This window comes from Aeromicrobium yanjiei (assembly GCF_009649075.1).
In the GTDB taxonomy this organism is placed as follows: domain Bacteria; phylum Actinomycetota; class Actinomycetes; order Propionibacteriales; family Nocardioidaceae; genus Aeromicrobium; species Aeromicrobium yanjiei.
This window is the reverse complement of sequence record NZ_CP045737.1, coordinates 943,821-960,071: the sequence shown is the minus strand read 5'-3', so window position 1 is coordinate 960,071 and position 16,251 is coordinate 943,821. Positions and strand designations below refer to the sequence as shown.

The following is a 16,251-nucleotide window of genomic DNA, read 5'->3' as shown; positions in this document are numbered from 1 at the left end:
TGGGTGCACCACCAGATTAGTCGACACCGGACCAGCAGGTGTCCACCGCATGTGCGGCGCCCGAGTCAGTAGTGACGCGTGGTGCTGTGCAGGGCGGGCGGGAGGCGCAGCAGCGGGCGCAACGCGTACATCTCGTCGAGCAGTGCGTACGTCCGCTGGACCCCGTCAGGCTTGGACCTCCCGCTCATGAGGGCGTCGTGCAGGAACGCCATCTCGCTCGCGAGCCGTTGATAGCGGGCGACCGCCTGGGCGGCCACCTTGCCGTAGTTCTGCTTGGCGTACCGACGCGCAGCCTTGCGATAGCTGAACCGCGACAGGTACGGGATCTCGGCCGGGTGGATCCAGCCGCGCTGCGCGACGTACGACAGCGAGCGCTCCAGGACGCGGACCTGCCGCACGCGGGCGACGATCGCGACCACCGCGATGACCACGAGCAGGGATCCGAGCGCGAGGTACGCCCGCACGAACGCGACCCCGCTCTCGTCATAGCTGAGCGAGCCGTTCCACAGGGCGTGCAGACCGATGCTGACCAGGAGGCCGACCGCGCAGGTGAGGACCCGCGCGATCTTCGACCTCTGCGACACCGCCAGGCCGATCGCGATGCCGAACGCGGAGGTGAACAGGGGGTGGGCGAGCGGGCTGAACAGCCCTCGCACGATGAACGTGCTGGTGGCGCCCTCTGCGCCGGCCAGCTGGTAGTCGGCGCTCCCGGTGTAGCTGCTGGCGTAGTAGCCGATGTTCTCGATGAACGCGAAGCCGATGCCGACGATGCCGGCATAGACCAGCCCGTCGAGCACACCGTCGATGACCCGGCGCGCGCGGACGAACGTGAGCAGCAGGAACAGGCACTTCGCGGGCTCCTCGGCGAGCGGCGCGATGAACGAGGCCGTCGCGTCCTCGCTCAGGTCGAAGGCCTTCTGCGCCCACACCTCCACCGAGATCGCGATCGCCACCGCGACCACGCCGCCCCAGACGAAGGCCGCGAACTTGTAGCGGCGCGGCTCGGGCTCGTAGCGGTCCAGCCACCAGTAGACGAGCCACAGCAGCGGCAACGGGATCATCGCGTAGAACAGCGACAGCCCGGTGCCCTCGGAGTCGCCGGCCGTCAGCGACAGGATCACCCCGCCGACCACTCCCGCCAGGGCGATGAGCGCGAACAGGACGATCAGGGCCGTCCGCCCCCGCTGACGAACCGGTTCGCGGTATCGCGGCAGCGCACGGGGAAACGGGCTGGCCGTCACGTCGGTCACGCGTCAGAGCGTAGGGCATGCCAGGAGTGATCGCCGGGACATCGCGTGCCCGGAAACCTGCGCAGATAGTGTGGGCTCAGCGCGCCCGTAGCTCAGCTGGATAGAGCAAGAGCCTTCTAATCTCTAGGTCGCAGGTTCGAATCCTGCCGGGCGCACTCCCCGACCCTGTGACGCGTCGCACGTCAGTGAATCCGGAAAGGCTGTCTTGCCGACCGGTCCGCGCGGTTAGGCTCTGACGAAGACGGGGGTCGTGAGTACGCCCCCTGATGCTGGCGGCCGCCCTCCGCACGCACCGACGCCTTTTCGTCGGCCCCTTCCTCGTGCTGGGCGGAGCCACCACGAGAGAGCACCCAGGCAGTCATGAGGACACTTCGTATCGCCTGGGCCCTCGAAGGGCGCGGTGGCAGGCACGCGCCGTCGCCAGACGCCGTGAGCGCACCCCTGCGGGTGCTGGTCGTCGCGAACCGCTCGACCGATGCGGACCTGGTGAAGGTCGTGCTCGGCGAACGTCTTGCCCCCGCCGACCTCGAGCTGGAGGTCGAGCTCGGCCTGCCGGCGGCCGTGTCACGGCTGTCCGCCGAGCGCTTCGACGTCATCGTCGTGGACGGGTTGCAGACCGTCCCGGACGTGGAGCTCACCGGCGCGTTGCGGACCGCGCAGCCCGAGACGTCGCTCATGATCGCGAGTGGCGCCCCCGCCGGTCACGTGGACCTCTGGGCGCGACTGGACCCCGCAGAGGACGAAGTGGAGGAGCACGTGACGCTGGCGGATCGGCTGGGGCAGGCGATCGCCGATGCCGAGCGCGACGGGCTCGGTGTCGCGGTGGCCCACCTCGATCTCTCGAGCCACGCACGCGGCGACGACCAGCTGCAGCACCCCCCGGGGGACGGCGTCCTTCGCGAGGTGACCGACCGGCTCCTGGCCCATCTGCGGCCTGGCGACACCGTGGCCCGCACCTCCGACGGCGAGCTCATGGTGCTGTGGCGCGACCTCGACGGTGCGGGTCCTGCGGAGGTGGCCGCGCTCGGCGAGGGGCTCGTCAGGACGTTGGAACGGCCTTTCGGCCCACCTGCCCTGCCCGTCCAGGTCTCGGCCAGCGTCGGGGTCGTACGACACGCACCCGGCTGGGGCCCGGATCGAACCCTGTGCTCGGCCGCCCTGGCCCTGACCGAGGCCAGGGCCCGAGGCGCGGGGACCGTCGTGGTGTTCACGCCGGAGCTGAGGGAGGCCGCCCAGCACCGCACGATGATGGAGACCGAGCTGCGGGCCGGAGTGACCGAGGCCTCCGACCAGATCGTCCTGCACTACCAGCCGGTCGTCGACCTCACGACCGGGCAGGTCGTCGCAGTCGAGGCGCTCGCGCGATGGCACCACCCCGTGCTGGGTGAGGTGCCCCCGAGCCAGTTCATCGCTCTGGCGGAGAGGATGGGACTCATCCGCCAGCTCGGTGACTGGGTGCTGGATCAGGCCATCCAGGACGCCGGCGCCCTGACCCACGAGGGGCGCGAGCTCGACATCGCAGTCAACTTCTCGGTGCTGCAGCTCGACAAGCGGACGGTCTCCACCGTGCAGGAGGCGCTCGCACGCGCCGGCATCCGACCGGGTCGACTCATGATCGAGGTGACCGAGTCAGCCCTCGTCCAGGACGAGGACGTCGTCGTCCGCACGCTCGAGGCGCTGGCGGACCTGGGGGTCAGGGTCGCGATCGACGACTTCGGCACCGGCTACAGCTCACTGCACTCCCTGCGCCGCTACCCGATCGACACGATCAAGATCGACCGCGAGTTCGTGGCAGGCATCGGACGCCTCGTCGATGACGAGGCGATCTGCACGAGCGTCGTCCACCTCGCCTCGTCCGTGAACGCCACCACGATCGTCGAGGGCGTGGAGACCGTCGAGCAGTACGCCTTTCTCCGCGCCATCGGGTGCCACCAAGGACAGGGCTACCTCTGGTCGGCGCCGGTGCCTCTCGAACGCCTGCCCGAGGCCATCGCGAGCTGCGAAAGGGTTCCCCCGCCGTCGGTAGCGCCACGAAGAGCACGGATCGCCGAGGCAAGCGAAGCAAGGACGAGAAGAAGATGGTGACGCGATGACCGAGGAGCGGGGACGACGCGGTCACGACGACCTCGTCCCGCCGTCCGTCGCGGCAGCGCGACCTGCGCACGGGCGGCACGACAGCGGTCGCGCATATCCTCCGGGTACGGACTCGCAGGACACCTCGGCGGTCGGCGCAGAGCTCGCGGCCACCCAGGCCCTGTTGAGAGCCCAGTCCGCGGACGAGGTCGGCGCCATCGTGTCCACGTTGGTCCACGACCTCGGCGGTGCCCTCGTCGTCGCCCGGTACGCCGACCCGGCCATGACCGTCCCGGTGGACGTGTCCCTCGGCCTGTCCGAGCCCGTCCTGCCGTTCGCGGATCCCGTCAGCGTCGCGGCGATGCGCCTCGGCGCGATCCTGCCGGACTTCCTCGAGGCGGCACGGCTCGTCATCTCGCGCCTGCAGGCCCAGCAGCGGCGCGACGAGGAGGCCACTCACGATCACCTGACCGGCGTCCTGACCCGCCGCGCCTGGATGCGCCGCCTGTCGCGGGCGGTGCCGGGCGACAGCGTGTGCCTGATCGACCTCGATCACTTCAAGGCCGCGAACGACACGCACGGCCACGCCGCGGGCGACGCAGCGCTGCGGGCCTTCGGCGCCTTGCTGCTTCACACCTTGGGCGCGGACGGTGTCTGCGGCCGCTACGGCGGCGACGAGTTCGTGGCCCTGGCACCCAGGCAGGATGCGGCGCGTCTCGCGGCCACGTGCGACCGGATGCGGCACCAGTGGGAGGTCGAGCGGCCCCGGACCGCTGCGCTGATCGGACTCACGATCGGCGTCGCGGAGGTGGACGAGCGCGGCGGCCGGGCGGCCCTGCAGCGGGCCGACGCCGCGATGTACGACGGCAAGACGCACGGCCGTGATCGCACCGTGCTCGTCGACGACGACGCGGAAGGCGTGACCACATGAAGAGCCTCACCGCATCGGCCGATCAGTACGTGCGCGCGGTCGACGCCTTCGATCCCCGGGCGGCGAGCGACCTGGTCGTGGCGCTCCTGGACGAGGGCGCGCCGATGATCGAGATCATCAAGCACGTCCTCGGACCGGCCCAGGTCCGCACCGGTCGGCTCTGGGAGACAGGGCGGTGGTCCGTGGCGGACGAGCACGTGGCCACGTCGGTCACCGACAGTGCGCTCTCCGCCCTGACGTACGCCGCGACGCCCCGGGCGGAGGTACCCACGCACCATGTCGCGGTGGCGTGTGCCGAGGGCGAGTGGCACAGCATGCCGGCCCGGATGGCGGCTGCCATCGCCGGCGCCACGGGCCGGGTGCGGGTCACCATGCTCGGCCCCTCCATGCCGGCCCGGCACCTGCACCGACGTCTGTCTGCCGGCGACATCGACGTCCTGGCGCTGTCCTGCACGATGCCCACCAACCTCATCGGCGCCGCCGGCTGCGTCGCGGCCGCTCACGACGCGGGAGTTCCGGTGATCGCCGGCGGGCGGGCGTTCGGCGACAGCCCTCGTCGGGCGGACGCGATCGGCGCCGACCGCTGGGCGCACGACGCCGAGCTGATCCTCGGGACGCCACCGGCACTCACGGGTCGCAGTCGCGACGTGAGCGCTGAGATCCTCATGCTCGACGCTCCCGACGAGGCCACCGTCAGCGCCGCGCAGGACCGGATGATGGCTGCCTTCCCGGAGCTGTCCAGCATGACGGCGTATCAGCACGCCCGTACCCGGGAGGACCTCGTGTGGATCCTGCGTCACACGGCCGCTGCCGTGCTGACCGACGACCCGAGCATCGTGCAGCACCTTCTCACCTGGTTGTGCGATCTGCTGCGCGAGGACGTGCCCGCGTCGACCATCATCACCACGGCCGAGCTGATGGCGGACACCCTCGAACCGCTGTCGCCGACCGGCGCCGCGATGCTGCGCCGCGGCGCCGGGAGCGTGCCTGCCTGACGGCGTCGATCCGGCCTCCAGGCCGACGGATCAGCGCGTCTCGCGGAACTCGACGTGCTGGCGCAGCACCGGGTCGAACTTGCGCAGGACCAGCCGGTCGGGATCGTTGCGGCGGTTCTTGCGGGTGACGTAGCTCGAACCGGTGCCTGCGGTCGAGCGCAGCGTCACGACGGGTCGGACGTCGTTGCTCTTGCGTGCCATGGGAGATCTCCTTCGATCCTGCACGGAGTGCCCGTGCACGATGCTCAACCACGGCCAGGTGGGAATGATTCCCAGCTGGACGCGGCGCGGTGGATCCTCCACCGTATGACGTCGGCGCGGTGGATCCTCCACCGTTCGAGGCTCGATCGGGCCCCAAACGGTGGCGTACGCACCGCGCCTCAGCGCAGCTGCCGAGCAGCCGCCTCCCGGATCGCATCGGCCACGGCATCCAGGGCGGGGGTGTGCAACGTCCACTGCTGCCAGTGCAGCGCGACGTCGACGTGCTGACCTGGGTCGAGCTCGACGAGGCTCCCCTGCCGCTCGGGCTCCAGGCTCTGCTCGTCGGGCAGCATCCCCCACCCGAGGCCGAGGAGCACCGCCTGGGCGAAGTCGGCCGTGGCCGGGACGTGGTGCCGCGGCGGCGACAACCGCGACCGCGATCGACGTCGGAGGTACTGGTCCTGCAGGTCGTCACGGCGGTCGAACACGACCATCGGCGCACGCGCCAGCGAGGCGGCGTCGACGCCCCCGGCGAACCACTGCTCGACCAGTCCGGGGGTGGCCATCGGCCGGTAGCGCATCGCACCGAGCCGCTCCGAGCGGCAGCCCTGCACGGGTTGGGCGTCCGAGGTGATCGCACCCATCACGCTGCCCGAGCGCAGGAGGTCGGCGGTGTGGGCCTGGTCGTCGCGGCGCAGGTCGAACGTCACGGTGGGCGGCAGGGTCGCGAGCGCCGGCAGCAACCACGTGGCCATCGAGTCCGCGTTGACCGCGATCGGCACCGTGACGACCGAGTCGACCCCGACCCGGGCCTGGGTCTCGTGCACCAGCGCGGCGACCTGACGGGCGAGCCGCACGTACGCCGCTCCGGCGTCGGTCGCGGCTGCCGGTCGGGTCCGTCGCACGAGGACCTGGCCGGCGGACGCCTCGAGCGCCTTGATGCGCTGGCTGACCGCCGACGGCGTGAGATGTAGCGCACCCGCGGCGGCGTCGAACGATCCCTCGTCGACGACCGCGGCGAGCGCCTCCAGCTGGGCCAGGTCCATGTGAAGCAATGCTAATGGAACTTCAGAAACATTCGTTGGACTTCATCACCACCGCCCCCTAGCGTCGACCCCGTGAACTCCCCCGCACTCGTTGCCGCTGCCTCCGGATTCGGCTTCGGGCTCTCCCTGATCATCGCGATCGGTGCCCAGAACGCGTACGTCCTGCGACAGGGCCTTCGCCGCGAGCACGTGCTGGCCGTGGTGGCGGTCTGCGCCCTCTCGGACGCCTTTCTGATCCTTCTCGGGATCGGCGGCCTCGGCTCGCTGCTCGACCTCGCCCCGTGGCTGGTGGACGTGATGCGCGTCGGTGGCGCGGCCTTCCTGCTGACGTACGCCGCGCTCGCCGCCCGGCGTGCCTGGCGGCCCGCCGCGCTCGCCGCCGAGGACGCCGGCTCGGCCACTCCCCTGTGGCAGGTGGTCGGCACGACCGCGGCGCTGACGTGGCTCAACCCGCACGTCTACCTCGACACCGTGGTGCTGCTGGGCTCCGTGGCGGGGACCCACGGGGACGACCGCTGGTGGTTCGGCCTCGGCGCGACCACCGGCAGCCTCGTCTGGTTCACGACCCTCGGCTACGGAGCACGGTTGCTCCGACCCGTCTTCGCCCGGCCCGGCGCGTGGCGCGTGCTCGACGGGGTGATCGCGATCGTCATGGTGGCGATCGCCCTCACCCTCCTGCGTGGTCTGATGGACGCGTGAGATCGTTCGCGCTGGTCACCCTCGGGGGCGCGGCGGGGACGTTGACCCGGTTCGCCGTCACCGACCGGCTCGACGACGGACAGCTGTTCCCGGCCGGGACGTTCGCGGTCAACGTCGCCGGCTCGTTCGTCCTCGGCGCCCTGCTCGCCGCTCTCGTCCTGCGCGGCGACGACAGGGGGTCCGGGCGCACCCTGCGTCTGCTCGCGGGCACAGGCTTCCTCGGCGGCTTCACGACGTACAGCGCCCTCGCCGTCCAGACGCACGCCCTGCTGCGCGGCGACCACGTCGCGCTCGGGCTGACGTACGCCGTGGGGTCGGTCGTGGCGGGACTCGTCGCGGCCGGAGCCGGCATCGCTGCGGCACGGGCGACAGTGCGATGACGACCCTGCTCATGGCCCTCGCGGGAGGTCTCGGCGCCGGCGCCCGCTGGTCGGTCGGCGCCTGGATCACCCCCCGCACCTCGGACCGGCTCCCGTGGGCGACGCTGCTCATCAACGTCACCGGCTCGTTCGCACTCGGCCTGCTCGTGGGGCTCGCGACCGACAGCACCTGGCTGACGATCCTCGGCACGGGCTTCCTCGGCGGCTACACCACGTTCAGCACCGCGAGCACAGACACCGTCCAGCTCGCGATCGACCGCAGGTACGCAGCAGCCGCCGTCAACGCCTCGGTGATGCTGGTGCTGGGCGTTGCGGCGGCTGCGTGCGGATGGACCCTGGCGGCCTAGGACTTCTTGGCCGCGTCGATCGCCTTCTGGATGTCGGCGACGGTCGGGATCGTGTTGTCCTTGCCGCTGACGTCCTTGCCGTCGACGCGCACGGTCGGGGTGCCGGAGACACCGTCGTCCTTGCCCTGCTCGAGGGCGTCCTCGACCCACGGGGTGAAGGTCTGCTTGGTCACGCAGCTGTCGATGCCGGTGACGCCGGCTTCCTTGGCCCACGCGATCAGCTGATCGTCGTCGGGACCGGGGCCACCCTCCTGCGGCTGGTTCGCGAACAGGATGTCGTGGAAGGCCTTGAACGCCTTGGGACCGCCCTTGTCGGCGACGCAGACCGCGGCGTTCCAGGCGCGCTGCGAGTACTCGTTCGTGCTCTGCTGCGTCAAGAACGCATAGGGGCGGTACTCGATCTCGATGTTGCCGTCCGCGACCTGCTGGCTCAGGAACGAGCCGGCGGTCTGCTCGAGGGCACCGCAGCCGGGGCACAGGAAGTCCTCGTAGACGGTCACCCGGACCGGCTTGGCGGCGTCCGCGGCCGGAGCCTTGCCCGTCGCGTCCTTCTGGGTGTAGACGATGCCGTAGTCCTTGTTGGCGTTGGCGGGCTCGACCAGCGTCTCGTTCTTCTTGCGGTCGTCGCTGGTGCTCTTGATGGCGACACCCGCCACAGCGATGAGGGCAATGACGATCACCACGATGCCCACCGTGATGAGGTTGCGCTGCTTGCGGTCGGCCTTCTCCCGCTCCTTGCGCATCTGCTCTGCGCGCGCAGCCCGTTCCTGTCGATCGTTCGCCATGTCGTTCCTTCGTCTGTCTGTCGCGTCGATCGCGACCTCTGTTCGGGTGGGGACGCACACGACGTCCCGCCGGTCACCACACTGACCAACGCGGCACGGTCGTGGAAGGTTCCATACGAGCGTACCGGGCCGTGCTCGGTCCCCTGCCGCACCTCGCAGTAGTGTGCGGAACGTGAATGACAAGCTGGTGTGGATCGACTGTGAGATGACCGGGCTCTCCTTGGAGACCGATGCGCTGGTCGAGGTGGCGGCCCTGGTCACCGACTACGACCTCAACGTCCTCGGCGACGGCGTGGACCTGGTGATCAAGCCGCCGCAGGCCGCCCTCGACCAGATGAACGACTTCGTGACGCAGATGCACACGACGTCGGGCCTCATCACCGAGCTCGAGGCGGGCCTCAGCCTGCGCGAGGCCGAGGAGCAGGTCCTCACGTACGTCCGCGAGTTCGTCAAGGAGCCCCGCAAGGCCCCCATGGCCGGCAACACGATCGGCACCGACCGCACGTTCCTGGCCCGGGACATGGCCGAGCTCGAGGGCTGGCTGCACTACCGCGTCATCGACGTCTCCTCGATCAAGGAGCTCTCGCGCCAGTGGTTCCCCCGGGCCTACTTCGCCGCTCCGGCCAAGGGCGGTGAGCACCGGGCGCTCGTCGACATCCAGGAGAGCATCGAGGAGCTGCGCTACTACCGTCGCGCGGTCTTCACCCCCGAGCCGGGCATCGACTCGGACACTGCGAAGGCGATTGCGGCCGAGGTGTCGGGCTCGGTGACGGGTCGGGCCTGACCCGGTCCACGGCACCGCACGACCTGCGTTAGACTTCTCAACGCCGTGCCGGGCGCATGCCCGGCACGCGTGGTGGGCGTAGCTCAGTTGGTAGAGCACCGGCTTGTGGTGCCGGTGGCCGCGGGTTCAAGTCCCGTCGTCCACCCCACGAAGACCCCCGTGACCTCGGTCCGGGGGTCTTGCCGTGTCACGGGGGCGAAGCGCTCACTTGTGGCGCAGCGAGATGTCGCCGCTGCGGGTGGTCGCGCGGATGAAGCCCTTGCCGTCCTCGTCGGAGGCGATCTTGGACGAGACCTTTCCCGACCGGGACGTCGCCTCGACGCCGTACGTGCGATCGCCCTGCGGGATCGACGCGGAGATGTCGCCGCTGCGGGTGCTGGCCTTCAACGCGAACGGCTGGGTGCGGAAGTCCGCCGAGATGTCGCCCGTCACGGTGTCCGCAGCGAGCTCGTCGACGTCCAGCGCGGTGCCGGAGATGTTGCCGCTGCCGGTTCGCACCGTCAGCACACCCTCCTCGATCGTGTCGGCCACGACGTCGCCCGAGCTGGTCTTGACCACGACGGGGAAGCCCTTGGGGATCTCGATCGTGGTCTCGACACCGCAGCCGGGGTTGAACCAGGCCTGGCAGCCCGAGGCGATCCTGATGTCGTCGCCGAGGCGGCCGATCTCGTAGTCCGTCTTGCGCAGACCGCTCGTGACGCGCGCCTCGACGTGCACGACGTCCGGCTTGCCCTGCACGATGCGCACGTCGGCCGAGCCGGCGTCGACGACGATCTGGGCCGATTCGCCGATCTCGACCACGCTCGTCGAGACCTTGGTGTCGCGCATCAGGACGGACGCGCCCAGCACGAGCCCTCCGGCCACCAGCACGAACACGATGGTCCCGATGACGGTCAGCAGCGTCCGCGAGGCGGGCGAGCGGACGTCGTAGTCCGCGATGACCTCCTGCTCGGTCATGAAGAGCTCTCCTCGGTGGTGCGGGTCGACACCGGCACGACGTCCTCGGCACCCATGCGGGCGGCGTCGGCGGTCTCGTCATCTGGCATGGTCTGGCTCTCCCTCTCGGCCGCCACTCGCTTGAGGTAGTGGTCGACCTCATTGTCCCGTTGCGCATCCGTCCAGCCCAGGACGCCGGCCATGAGCCCGGCGACCTCCTCGGCACACGCCGTGCCCCGGTCGAAGGTCTCGATCGAGATGCGCGTGCGCCGGGCGATCGCATCGTCGAGGTGGCGAGCCCCCTCGTGCGAGGCCGCGTAGACGATCTCGGCGCGCAGGTAGTCGTCGGCCCCGGTCAGCGGACGACCGAGATCGGGACGCTCGGCGACGAGGTCGAGCACCTCGTCGATGAGCGAGCCGTAGCGGTGCAGCAGGTGCTCGATGCGCCCCACGCCGAGACCGCTGGAGGCGGCGATCATGTGCCGCTGGTTCCACAGCGCGCGATAGCCCTCGGCGCCCAGCAGGGGGACGTCCTCGGTCACGGACGCCGGAGCGTGCCGGTCGAGCTGTGTGGACAGGCCGTGCACCGCGGCGTCCACCGCATCCTTGGCCATCACGCGGTACGTCGTGTACTTGCCGCCCGCGATCACGACCAGGCCCTTCACGGCGGTGCCGACCGCGTGCTCGCGCGACAGCTTGCTCGTCGCCTCGTCCTCGCCCGCCAGCAGAGGCCGCAGGCCCGCGTAGACGCCCTCGACGTCGTCGTGGGTCAGGGGCTCGACGAGGACGCTGTTGACGTGGTCGAGCAGGTAGTCGATGTCGCTGCGGCTCGCGGCCGGGTGGTCCTTGGACAGCGACCAGTCGGTGTCGGTCGTGCCGATGATCCAGTGCCGTCCCCACGGGATCACGAACAGCACCGACTTCTCGGTGCGCAGGATCAGGCCCGACTCGCCGCGGATGCGATCGCGCGGCACCACGAGGTGCACGCCCTTGCTCGCGCGGACGTGGAACTGGCCGCGCTCCCCCGCGAACGACTGGGTCTCGTCGGTCCAGACGCCGCTCGCGTTGACGACCTGGCGGGCCCGGACGTCGAACTCGGCGCCCGACTCCAGGTCCTTGACCCGTGCGCCGACGACCCGGTCTCCCTCGCGCAGCAGGTCGATCACGCGGGTGCGGCTCGCGACGTGCGCCCCGTACGCCGCGGCGGTCCGCGACAGGAACATCGTGTGACGGGCGTCGTCGACCTGGCCGTCGTAGTAGTGCAGCGCGCCGACCAGGGCGTCCTTGCGCAGCGCGGGCATCATCCGCCGGGCACCGCGACGCGTGAGGTGACGGTGCAGCGGCACGTCCTGGCCGTAGCCGGAGGCCTTGCTCATCGCGTCGTACAGCGCCACGCCGGAGCCCGCGTAGAACCGCTCCCAGACCCGATGGGTCAATGGATAGAGGAAGCCGACTTCGCGGACGAGGTGCGGCGCGAGCTTCTGCAGGCTCAGGCCGCGCTCCTTCAATGCCTCGGCGACGAGACGGAAGTCCAGCATCTCCAGGTACCGCAGGCCACCGTGCATGAGCTTGCTCGAGCGGCTCGACGTGCCGGAGGCGAAGTCACGCGCCTCGACGAGGCCCACGCTCAGCCCGCGGGTCGCCGCGTCGAGGGCGGCACCGCCGCCGACCACCCCGCCGCCGATGACCAGGATGTCGAGCGGCGTCGACGCCATGGCGTCGAGCGCCGCTTGGCGATTCTCGGGAGAGAGGGCGACGGGACGCATGGCCTCAGTCAATCAGTACGGGGCCGAACGGACTAACCGCGTTCGGCGCACGAGGCGGGTCACCCGGCGGCGGATCCCTCGATGAGGTCGAGGTCACGCACGCAGAACCGGTGGTGCTGCAGCTCCTCGCCCAGCACCGTGCCGAGGCATTGCCGCAGCGACCGTCCCCGTGCGTACGGCGGCCACATGTCGTTGTCCGGGATCGGTGCCGGCTCGCGGAGCTGCTCGGACGTGACCGAGTCCAGCCAGCGCTCGAGCTCTGCCGCCTGCTCGTCCCGGACCGCCAGCACCTCGTCGAGCGTCGGCTCCACCGACGGGTCGAGCCCTTGCTCCTCCCGGTCTGGCACCGAGTCGATGCCCAGCCCCATCGGCGTGAACAGATCGGTCGAGCCGAGGCAGCAGCGCCGGAACCACGAGTCGTGGACGAAGACCAGGTGGCGCAGCGTCTGCACGGCCGACCACTCGTCGTTCACGCTCTCGTGCTCGATGCCGGGCGACTGCCGCATGCGTGCCACGGTCGCCGCCCAGTCGGTGCCGAGCTGCTGCCACCCTCGGCGCAGGTCGGCCACATCGTCCGAGCGCAGGAGCAGGCGCACCGGGTGACGACGGTCGAGCTCAGCCTCGACGTACTGGGTGACCTCGACGCCGTTGACCACGAGGTCGGTCACCAGCCCGTCGATCACCGCGCCCTGCATCTGCACGCCGATCATCCGGGTGCGGTTCAGGTTGCACTCGCGCAGCTCCGCACCCTGCAGGTCCTCGTCCACGTAGCGTCTCATCTCCGCAGGCTACGCCCGGCCACGGACAGGCGTCAGCCGAGATCGACCCAGCCCAGGGTGCGGTCGACCGCCTTCTTCCACTGGGCGTGCCCGGTGTCGCGCTGCTCCTGCGTCGAGGTCGATTCCCAGCGCATCGACTCGTTCCAGTTGGCGACCAGCTCGTCCGTGCTGGACCAGAAGCCCGTCGCCAGCCCGGCGGCGTACGCGGCCCCGAGCGCCGTCGTCTCGGCCACGACGGGGCGGCTCACCGGGACGCCCAGGATGTCGGCCTGGATCTGCATGCACAGGTCGTTGGCGGTCACTCCCCCGTCGACCCGCAGGATCTCCAGGTCCAGGTCGGCGTCGGCGATCATCGCGTCGACGACGTCACGGCTCTGGTAGCAGATCGCCTCCAGCGCGGCCCGCGCGATGTGCGCGACGGTGTTGTAGCGCGACAGGCCCACGATGACCCCACGGGCGTCGGAGCGCCAGTACGGTGCGAACAGGCCCGAGAACGCCGGCACGAAGTACACGCCGCCGTTGTCGTCCACGCTCGCCGCCAACCCCTCGGTCTCGGCGGCGGCCTTGATGAGGCCCAGCTGGTCGCGCAGCCACTGGATCGCCGAGCCGGTGACGGCGATCGAGCCCTCCAGGGCGTACACGGCCGGCGCATCGCCCAGCTTGTACGCCAGCGTCGTCAGGAGTCCGTTGTCGGACCGGACGATGTCGGTGCCGGTGTTCAGCACCAGGAAGTTGCCGGTGCCGTAGGTGTTCTTGAGCTCGCCGGGCTGGAAGCACACCTGGCCGACAAGAGCTGCGTGCTGGTCGCCCAGGTCGCCGGCGATGGACACCTCGCCGCCGAACGGGCCGTCAGCAGTGGTCGACCCGTACACCTCGGAGGACGACCGGATCTCGGGAAGCATCGACCGCGGGACGTCGAACAGCGCGAGCAGCTCGTCGTCCCACTCGAGCGTCTCGAGGTCCATCAGCATCGTGCGGCTGGCGTTGGTCACGTCCGTCATGTGCAGACCGCCGTCGGGGCCGCCGGTCAGCCACCAGATCAGCCAGCTGTCGATCGTGCCGAAGATCGCGTGGCCCGCCTCGGCATCGGAGCGGACGCCGTCGACATTGCCCAGGATCCACTGGATCTTGCTGCCCGCGAAGTAGGGCGCGGGCGGCAGACCGGCGCGCTCGTGGATCAGCCGTCCCGCATCGGTCTTGTCGAGCGCCGAGACGACGGTGTCCGTGCGGGTGTCCTGCCACACGATCGCGTTGTAGTAGGGCTCGCCCGTGCGCCGGTCCCACACGACCGTGGTCTCGCGTTGGTTGGTGACGCCGATCGCGACCAGGTCGTCGGCCGTGATGCCGGCGCGGCCGAGCGCAGCCTCGACGACGTCCTGCGTCGCCTCCCAGATCTCGTGCGGATCGTGCTCGACCCACCCGGCCCGCGGCAGGATCTGCTCGTGCTCGAGCTGATGACGAGCGACCTCGTGGCCGTCGTGGTCGAAGATCATGAACCGTGTGCTGGTCGTGCCCTGGTCGATCGCGCCCACATACTTCGCCATGCCGCCGACCCTATCCGTACGCTCAGGGCATGCGCCTCATCCTGATCCGTCACGGGCAGACCCCCGCCAACGTCGCCGGTGTCCTCGAGTCGACGGTCCCCGGGCCGGGACTCACCGACCTCGGCCAGGAGCAGGCCGAAGAGCTCGTCGATGCCTTGTCGGGCGACACGATCGACGCCATCTTCGTCTCGTCGATGGTGCGGACGCACCTGACGGCCGCTCCCCTCGCCGCGGCCCGCGGCATCGAGCCGATCGTCCGCCCGGGGCTGCGGGAGATCTCGGCCGGCGACGTCGAGGGCAACACCGACGCGGAGTCCGTGCACCAGTACGTCTCGACGTTGCTGACCTGGTGCGGCGGGCACCTGGACGTCCGCATGCCCGGCGCCGAGACCGGCGAGGAGGTCATCGCCCGGTTCGACGAGGTCGTCGCCGAGGCCGAGGCCTTGGGAGTGGGCACCGTGGCGCTGGTCAGCCACGGGGCGATCATCCGCGCGTGGTGCGCCACCCGGACCCTCAACGTCGACCTGGAGTTCGTCAGCACGCACTACGTCGTCAACACCGGCATCGTCGTGGTCGAGGGCTCGAGCAGGCTCGGCTGGGAGGTCTCGGCGTGGCTGGGACAGTCGGTCAGCGAGGCCGCAGCCCGCGGGGTCGCCTCCGACCACAGCCCCGCGGTCGAGCGGGAAGACGCCTGACCCGCTAGTCCTGCAGCATCTCCCCGCGAAGGTCCGCGTGCGGAACCGTCGGGATGGTGCCGAGACGCCCCTTGCGGAAGTCCTCGAACGCCTGCACGACCTCGGCCTTGGTGTTCATGACGAACGGCCCGGCCCAGGCGATGGGCTCGCGGATCGGCAGCCCACCGAGGAGGACGACCTCCAGGGCGGGTGTGCGGCCGTCCTGCTGCTGGTCGGCGCCGACCGTGATCGTCTCGCCGTGGCCGAGGACGGCCAGCTGTCCGGACCGGACCGGACGTCGCTCGTGCCCCACGTGTCCGGATCCGGCCATGACGTAGACCAGCGCGTTGAAGTCGGTGCGCCACGGGACGGTCATCTCCGCACCCGGCAGGAGCGTCGCGTGCACCATCGCCATCGGGGTGTGGGTCGAGCCCGGTCCCGAGACGCCGTCGACCTCACCCGCGATGACCCGCAGCAGGGCACCGGCGTCCGGGCTGGACGCCAGGCCCACGTCGCCGCCGCGGATGTCCTGGTAGTGCGGCGGCAACCACTTGTCGGCCCGCGGGAGGTTGACCCACAGCTGCAGGCCGTGGAACAGTCCGCCGCTGGTGACGAGCCACTCGGGAGGCGTCTCGATGTGGAGCAGCCCGCTGCCGGCGGTCATCCACTGGGTGTCGCCGTCGGTGATCGACCCGCCTCCCCCGTGGGTGTCCTGGTGGTCCATGACGCCGTCGATCATGTAGGTCACCGTCTCGAAGCCACGGTGCGGGTGCCACGGCGTCCCCTTGGGCTCCCCCGGCGCATAGTCGACCTCGCCCATCTGGTCCATGTGGATGAACGGATCGAGCCGGGCCGGGTCGACGCCTGCGAAGGCGCGACGCACCGGGAAGCCCTCGCCCTCGTAGCCGACGGGAGCCGTGCTGACGCTGAGGGGCGCACGGTCCTCCCGCTGCGTGGGTCCCGGGGCCACCCGGGGCAGGACGGTCCAGTCGGTCACGTTCACAGCAGGCATGGTCTTCTCCCTTGGTCGAGACACCAGAGTAGTTCAACATTCAACTACC

General features: G+C 70.4%; 17 protein-coding genes and 2 tRNA genes. 10 read left to right on the top strand and 9 right to left on the bottom strand.

The genetic code is table 11. The features are described from left to right. Positions 1-65 precede the first annotated feature (65 nt). On the bottom strand, positions 66-1,250 hold the full coding sequence (locus GEV26_RS04945) for a PrsW family intramembrane metalloprotease (RefSeq protein ID WP_153652033.1): 1,185 nt from the start codon (positions 1,248-1,250) through the stop codon (positions 66-68). 81 nt (positions 1,251-1,331) lie between these two features. Here GEV26_RS04945 and GEV26_RS04940 point away from each other — a divergent pair. The 4 genes from GEV26_RS04940 (at position 1,332) to GEV26_RS04925 (ending at position 5,249) form a co-directional block, all read left to right on the top strand. Further along, positions 1,332-1,405: transfer RNA gene (locus GEV26_RS04940), tRNA-Arg, on the top strand. Positions 1,406-1,679: 274 nt separating this feature from the next. Beyond that, a complete protein-coding gene (locus tag GEV26_RS04935) occupies positions 1,680-3,335 on the top strand; it encodes a putative bifunctional diguanylate cyclase/phosphodiesterase (RefSeq protein ID WP_194839965.1) in 1,656 nt (551 codons plus the stop codon). Between the two features lie 4 nt (positions 3,336-3,339). Then, the gene (locus GEV26_RS04930) at positions 3,340-4,254 is read left to right on the top strand and encodes a GGDEF domain-containing protein (RefSeq protein ID WP_153652031.1); all 915 of its coding nucleotides are present in this window, start codon (positions 3,340-3,342) and stop codon (positions 4,252-4,254) included. Continuing rightward, a complete protein-coding gene (locus GEV26_RS04925) occupies positions 4,251-5,249 on the top strand; it encodes a B12-binding domain-containing protein (RefSeq protein ID WP_153652030.1) in 999 nt (332 codons plus the stop codon). The genes GEV26_RS04930 and GEV26_RS04925 overlap by 4 nt, the downstream gene beginning before the upstream one ends. 30 nt (positions 5,250-5,279) lie before the next feature. Here GEV26_RS04925 and rpmG read toward each other — a convergent pair whose 3' ends face one another. Beyond that, positions 5,280-5,450, bottom strand: coding sequence for a 50S ribosomal protein L33 (rpmG, locus tag GEV26_RS04920; RefSeq protein ID WP_153652029.1), 171 nt, complete (start codon positions 5,448-5,450; stop codon positions 5,280-5,282). A gap of 179 nt (positions 5,451-5,629) precedes the next feature. Further along, complete coding sequence (locus tag GEV26_RS04915; protein WP_153652028.1) at positions 5,630-6,496, bottom strand: LysR family transcriptional regulator ArgP; 867 nt, start codon at positions 6,494-6,496, stop codon at positions 5,630-5,632. Between the two features lie 72 nt (positions 6,497-6,568). On the opposite strand from GEV26_RS04915, the gene GEV26_RS04910 reads away from it, so the two are divergent. From GEV26_RS04910 to crcB, 3 genes are read left to right on the top strand one after another with little or no spacing between them, the layout of a single operon-like run. Then, a complete protein-coding gene (locus GEV26_RS04910; protein WP_153652027.1) occupies positions 6,569-7,195 on the top strand; it encodes a LysE/ArgO family amino acid transporter in 627 nt (208 codons plus the stop codon). Next, on the top strand, positions 7,192-7,575 hold the full coding sequence (locus tag GEV26_RS04905; RefSeq protein ID WP_153652026.1) for a fluoride efflux transporter FluC: 384 nt from the start codon (positions 7,192-7,194) through the stop codon (positions 7,573-7,575). The genes GEV26_RS04910 and GEV26_RS04905 overlap by 4 nt, the downstream gene beginning before the upstream one ends. Then, the gene (gene crcB / locus GEV26_RS04900; protein WP_153652025.1) at positions 7,572-7,922 is read left to right on the top strand and encodes a fluoride efflux transporter CrcB; all 351 of its coding nucleotides are present in this window, start codon (positions 7,572-7,574) and stop codon (positions 7,920-7,922) included. Before GEV26_RS04905 ends, crcB begins: the two co-directional genes overlap by 4 nt. Here crcB and GEV26_RS04895 read toward each other — a convergent pair. Then, positions 7,919-8,707, bottom strand: coding sequence for a DsbA family protein (locus GEV26_RS04895; protein ID WP_153652024.1), 789 nt, complete (start codon positions 8,705-8,707; stop codon positions 7,919-7,921). The genes crcB and GEV26_RS04895 overlap by 4 nt on opposite strands. Positions 8,708-8,879: 172 nt before the next feature. Here GEV26_RS04895 and orn point away from each other — a divergent pair, with 172 nt between their 5' ends. After that, entirely contained in the window at positions 8,880-9,491 is a 612-nt protein-coding gene (gene orn, locus GEV26_RS04890; RefSeq protein ID WP_153652023.1) for an oligoribonuclease, read from the top strand. 72 nt (positions 9,492-9,563) lie between these two features. Beyond that, positions 9,564-9,639: transfer RNA gene (locus GEV26_RS04885), tRNA-His, on the top strand. A 56-nt stretch (positions 9,640-9,695) separates the two neighbouring features. Here GEV26_RS04885 and GEV26_RS04880 read toward each other — a convergent pair. Genes GEV26_RS04880 through glpK form a run of 4 tightly spaced genes read right to left on the bottom strand, consistent with a single transcriptional unit; the run spans position 9,696 to position 14,516 of the window. Further along, positions 9,696-10,448 (bottom strand): DUF4097 family beta strand repeat-containing protein, encoded by a 753-nt coding sequence (locus tag GEV26_RS04880; RefSeq protein ID WP_153652022.1) that lies wholly within the window; start codon positions 10,446-10,448, stop codon positions 9,696-9,698. Then, positions 10,445-12,193 (bottom strand): glycerol-3-phosphate dehydrogenase/oxidase, encoded by a 1,749-nt coding sequence (locus tag GEV26_RS04875; RefSeq protein WP_153652021.1) that lies wholly within the window; start codon positions 12,191-12,193, stop codon positions 10,445-10,447. Before GEV26_RS04875 ends, GEV26_RS04880 begins: the two co-directional genes overlap by 4 nt. Positions 12,194-12,252: 59 nt before the next feature. Next, positions 12,253-12,972: a DinB family protein gene (locus tag GEV26_RS04870; RefSeq protein WP_153652020.1), complete on the bottom strand. Its 720-nt coding sequence runs from the start codon at positions 12,970-12,972 to the stop codon at positions 12,253-12,255. 32 nt (positions 12,973-13,004) lie between these two features. Further along, complete coding sequence (gene glpK / locus GEV26_RS04865) at positions 13,005-14,516, bottom strand: glycerol kinase GlpK (RefSeq protein ID WP_153652019.1); 1,512 nt, start codon at positions 14,514-14,516, stop codon at positions 13,005-13,007. Positions 14,517-14,545: 29 nt separating this feature from the next. Here glpK and GEV26_RS04860 point away from each other — a divergent pair, with 29 nt between their 5' ends. Beyond that, positions 14,546-15,211, top strand: a complete 666-nt coding sequence (locus GEV26_RS04860) for a histidine phosphatase family protein (protein WP_153652018.1) — start codon at positions 14,546-14,548, stop codon at positions 15,209-15,211. 4 nt (positions 15,212-15,215) lie between these two features. Here the strand turns inward: GEV26_RS04860 and GEV26_RS04855 are convergent, their stop codons facing one another. Further along, on the bottom strand, positions 15,216-16,202 hold the full coding sequence (locus GEV26_RS04855; protein WP_153652017.1) for a pirin family protein: 987 nt from the start codon (positions 16,200-16,202) through the stop codon (positions 15,216-15,218). Between the last annotated feature and the right edge of the window lie 49 nt (positions 16,203-16,251).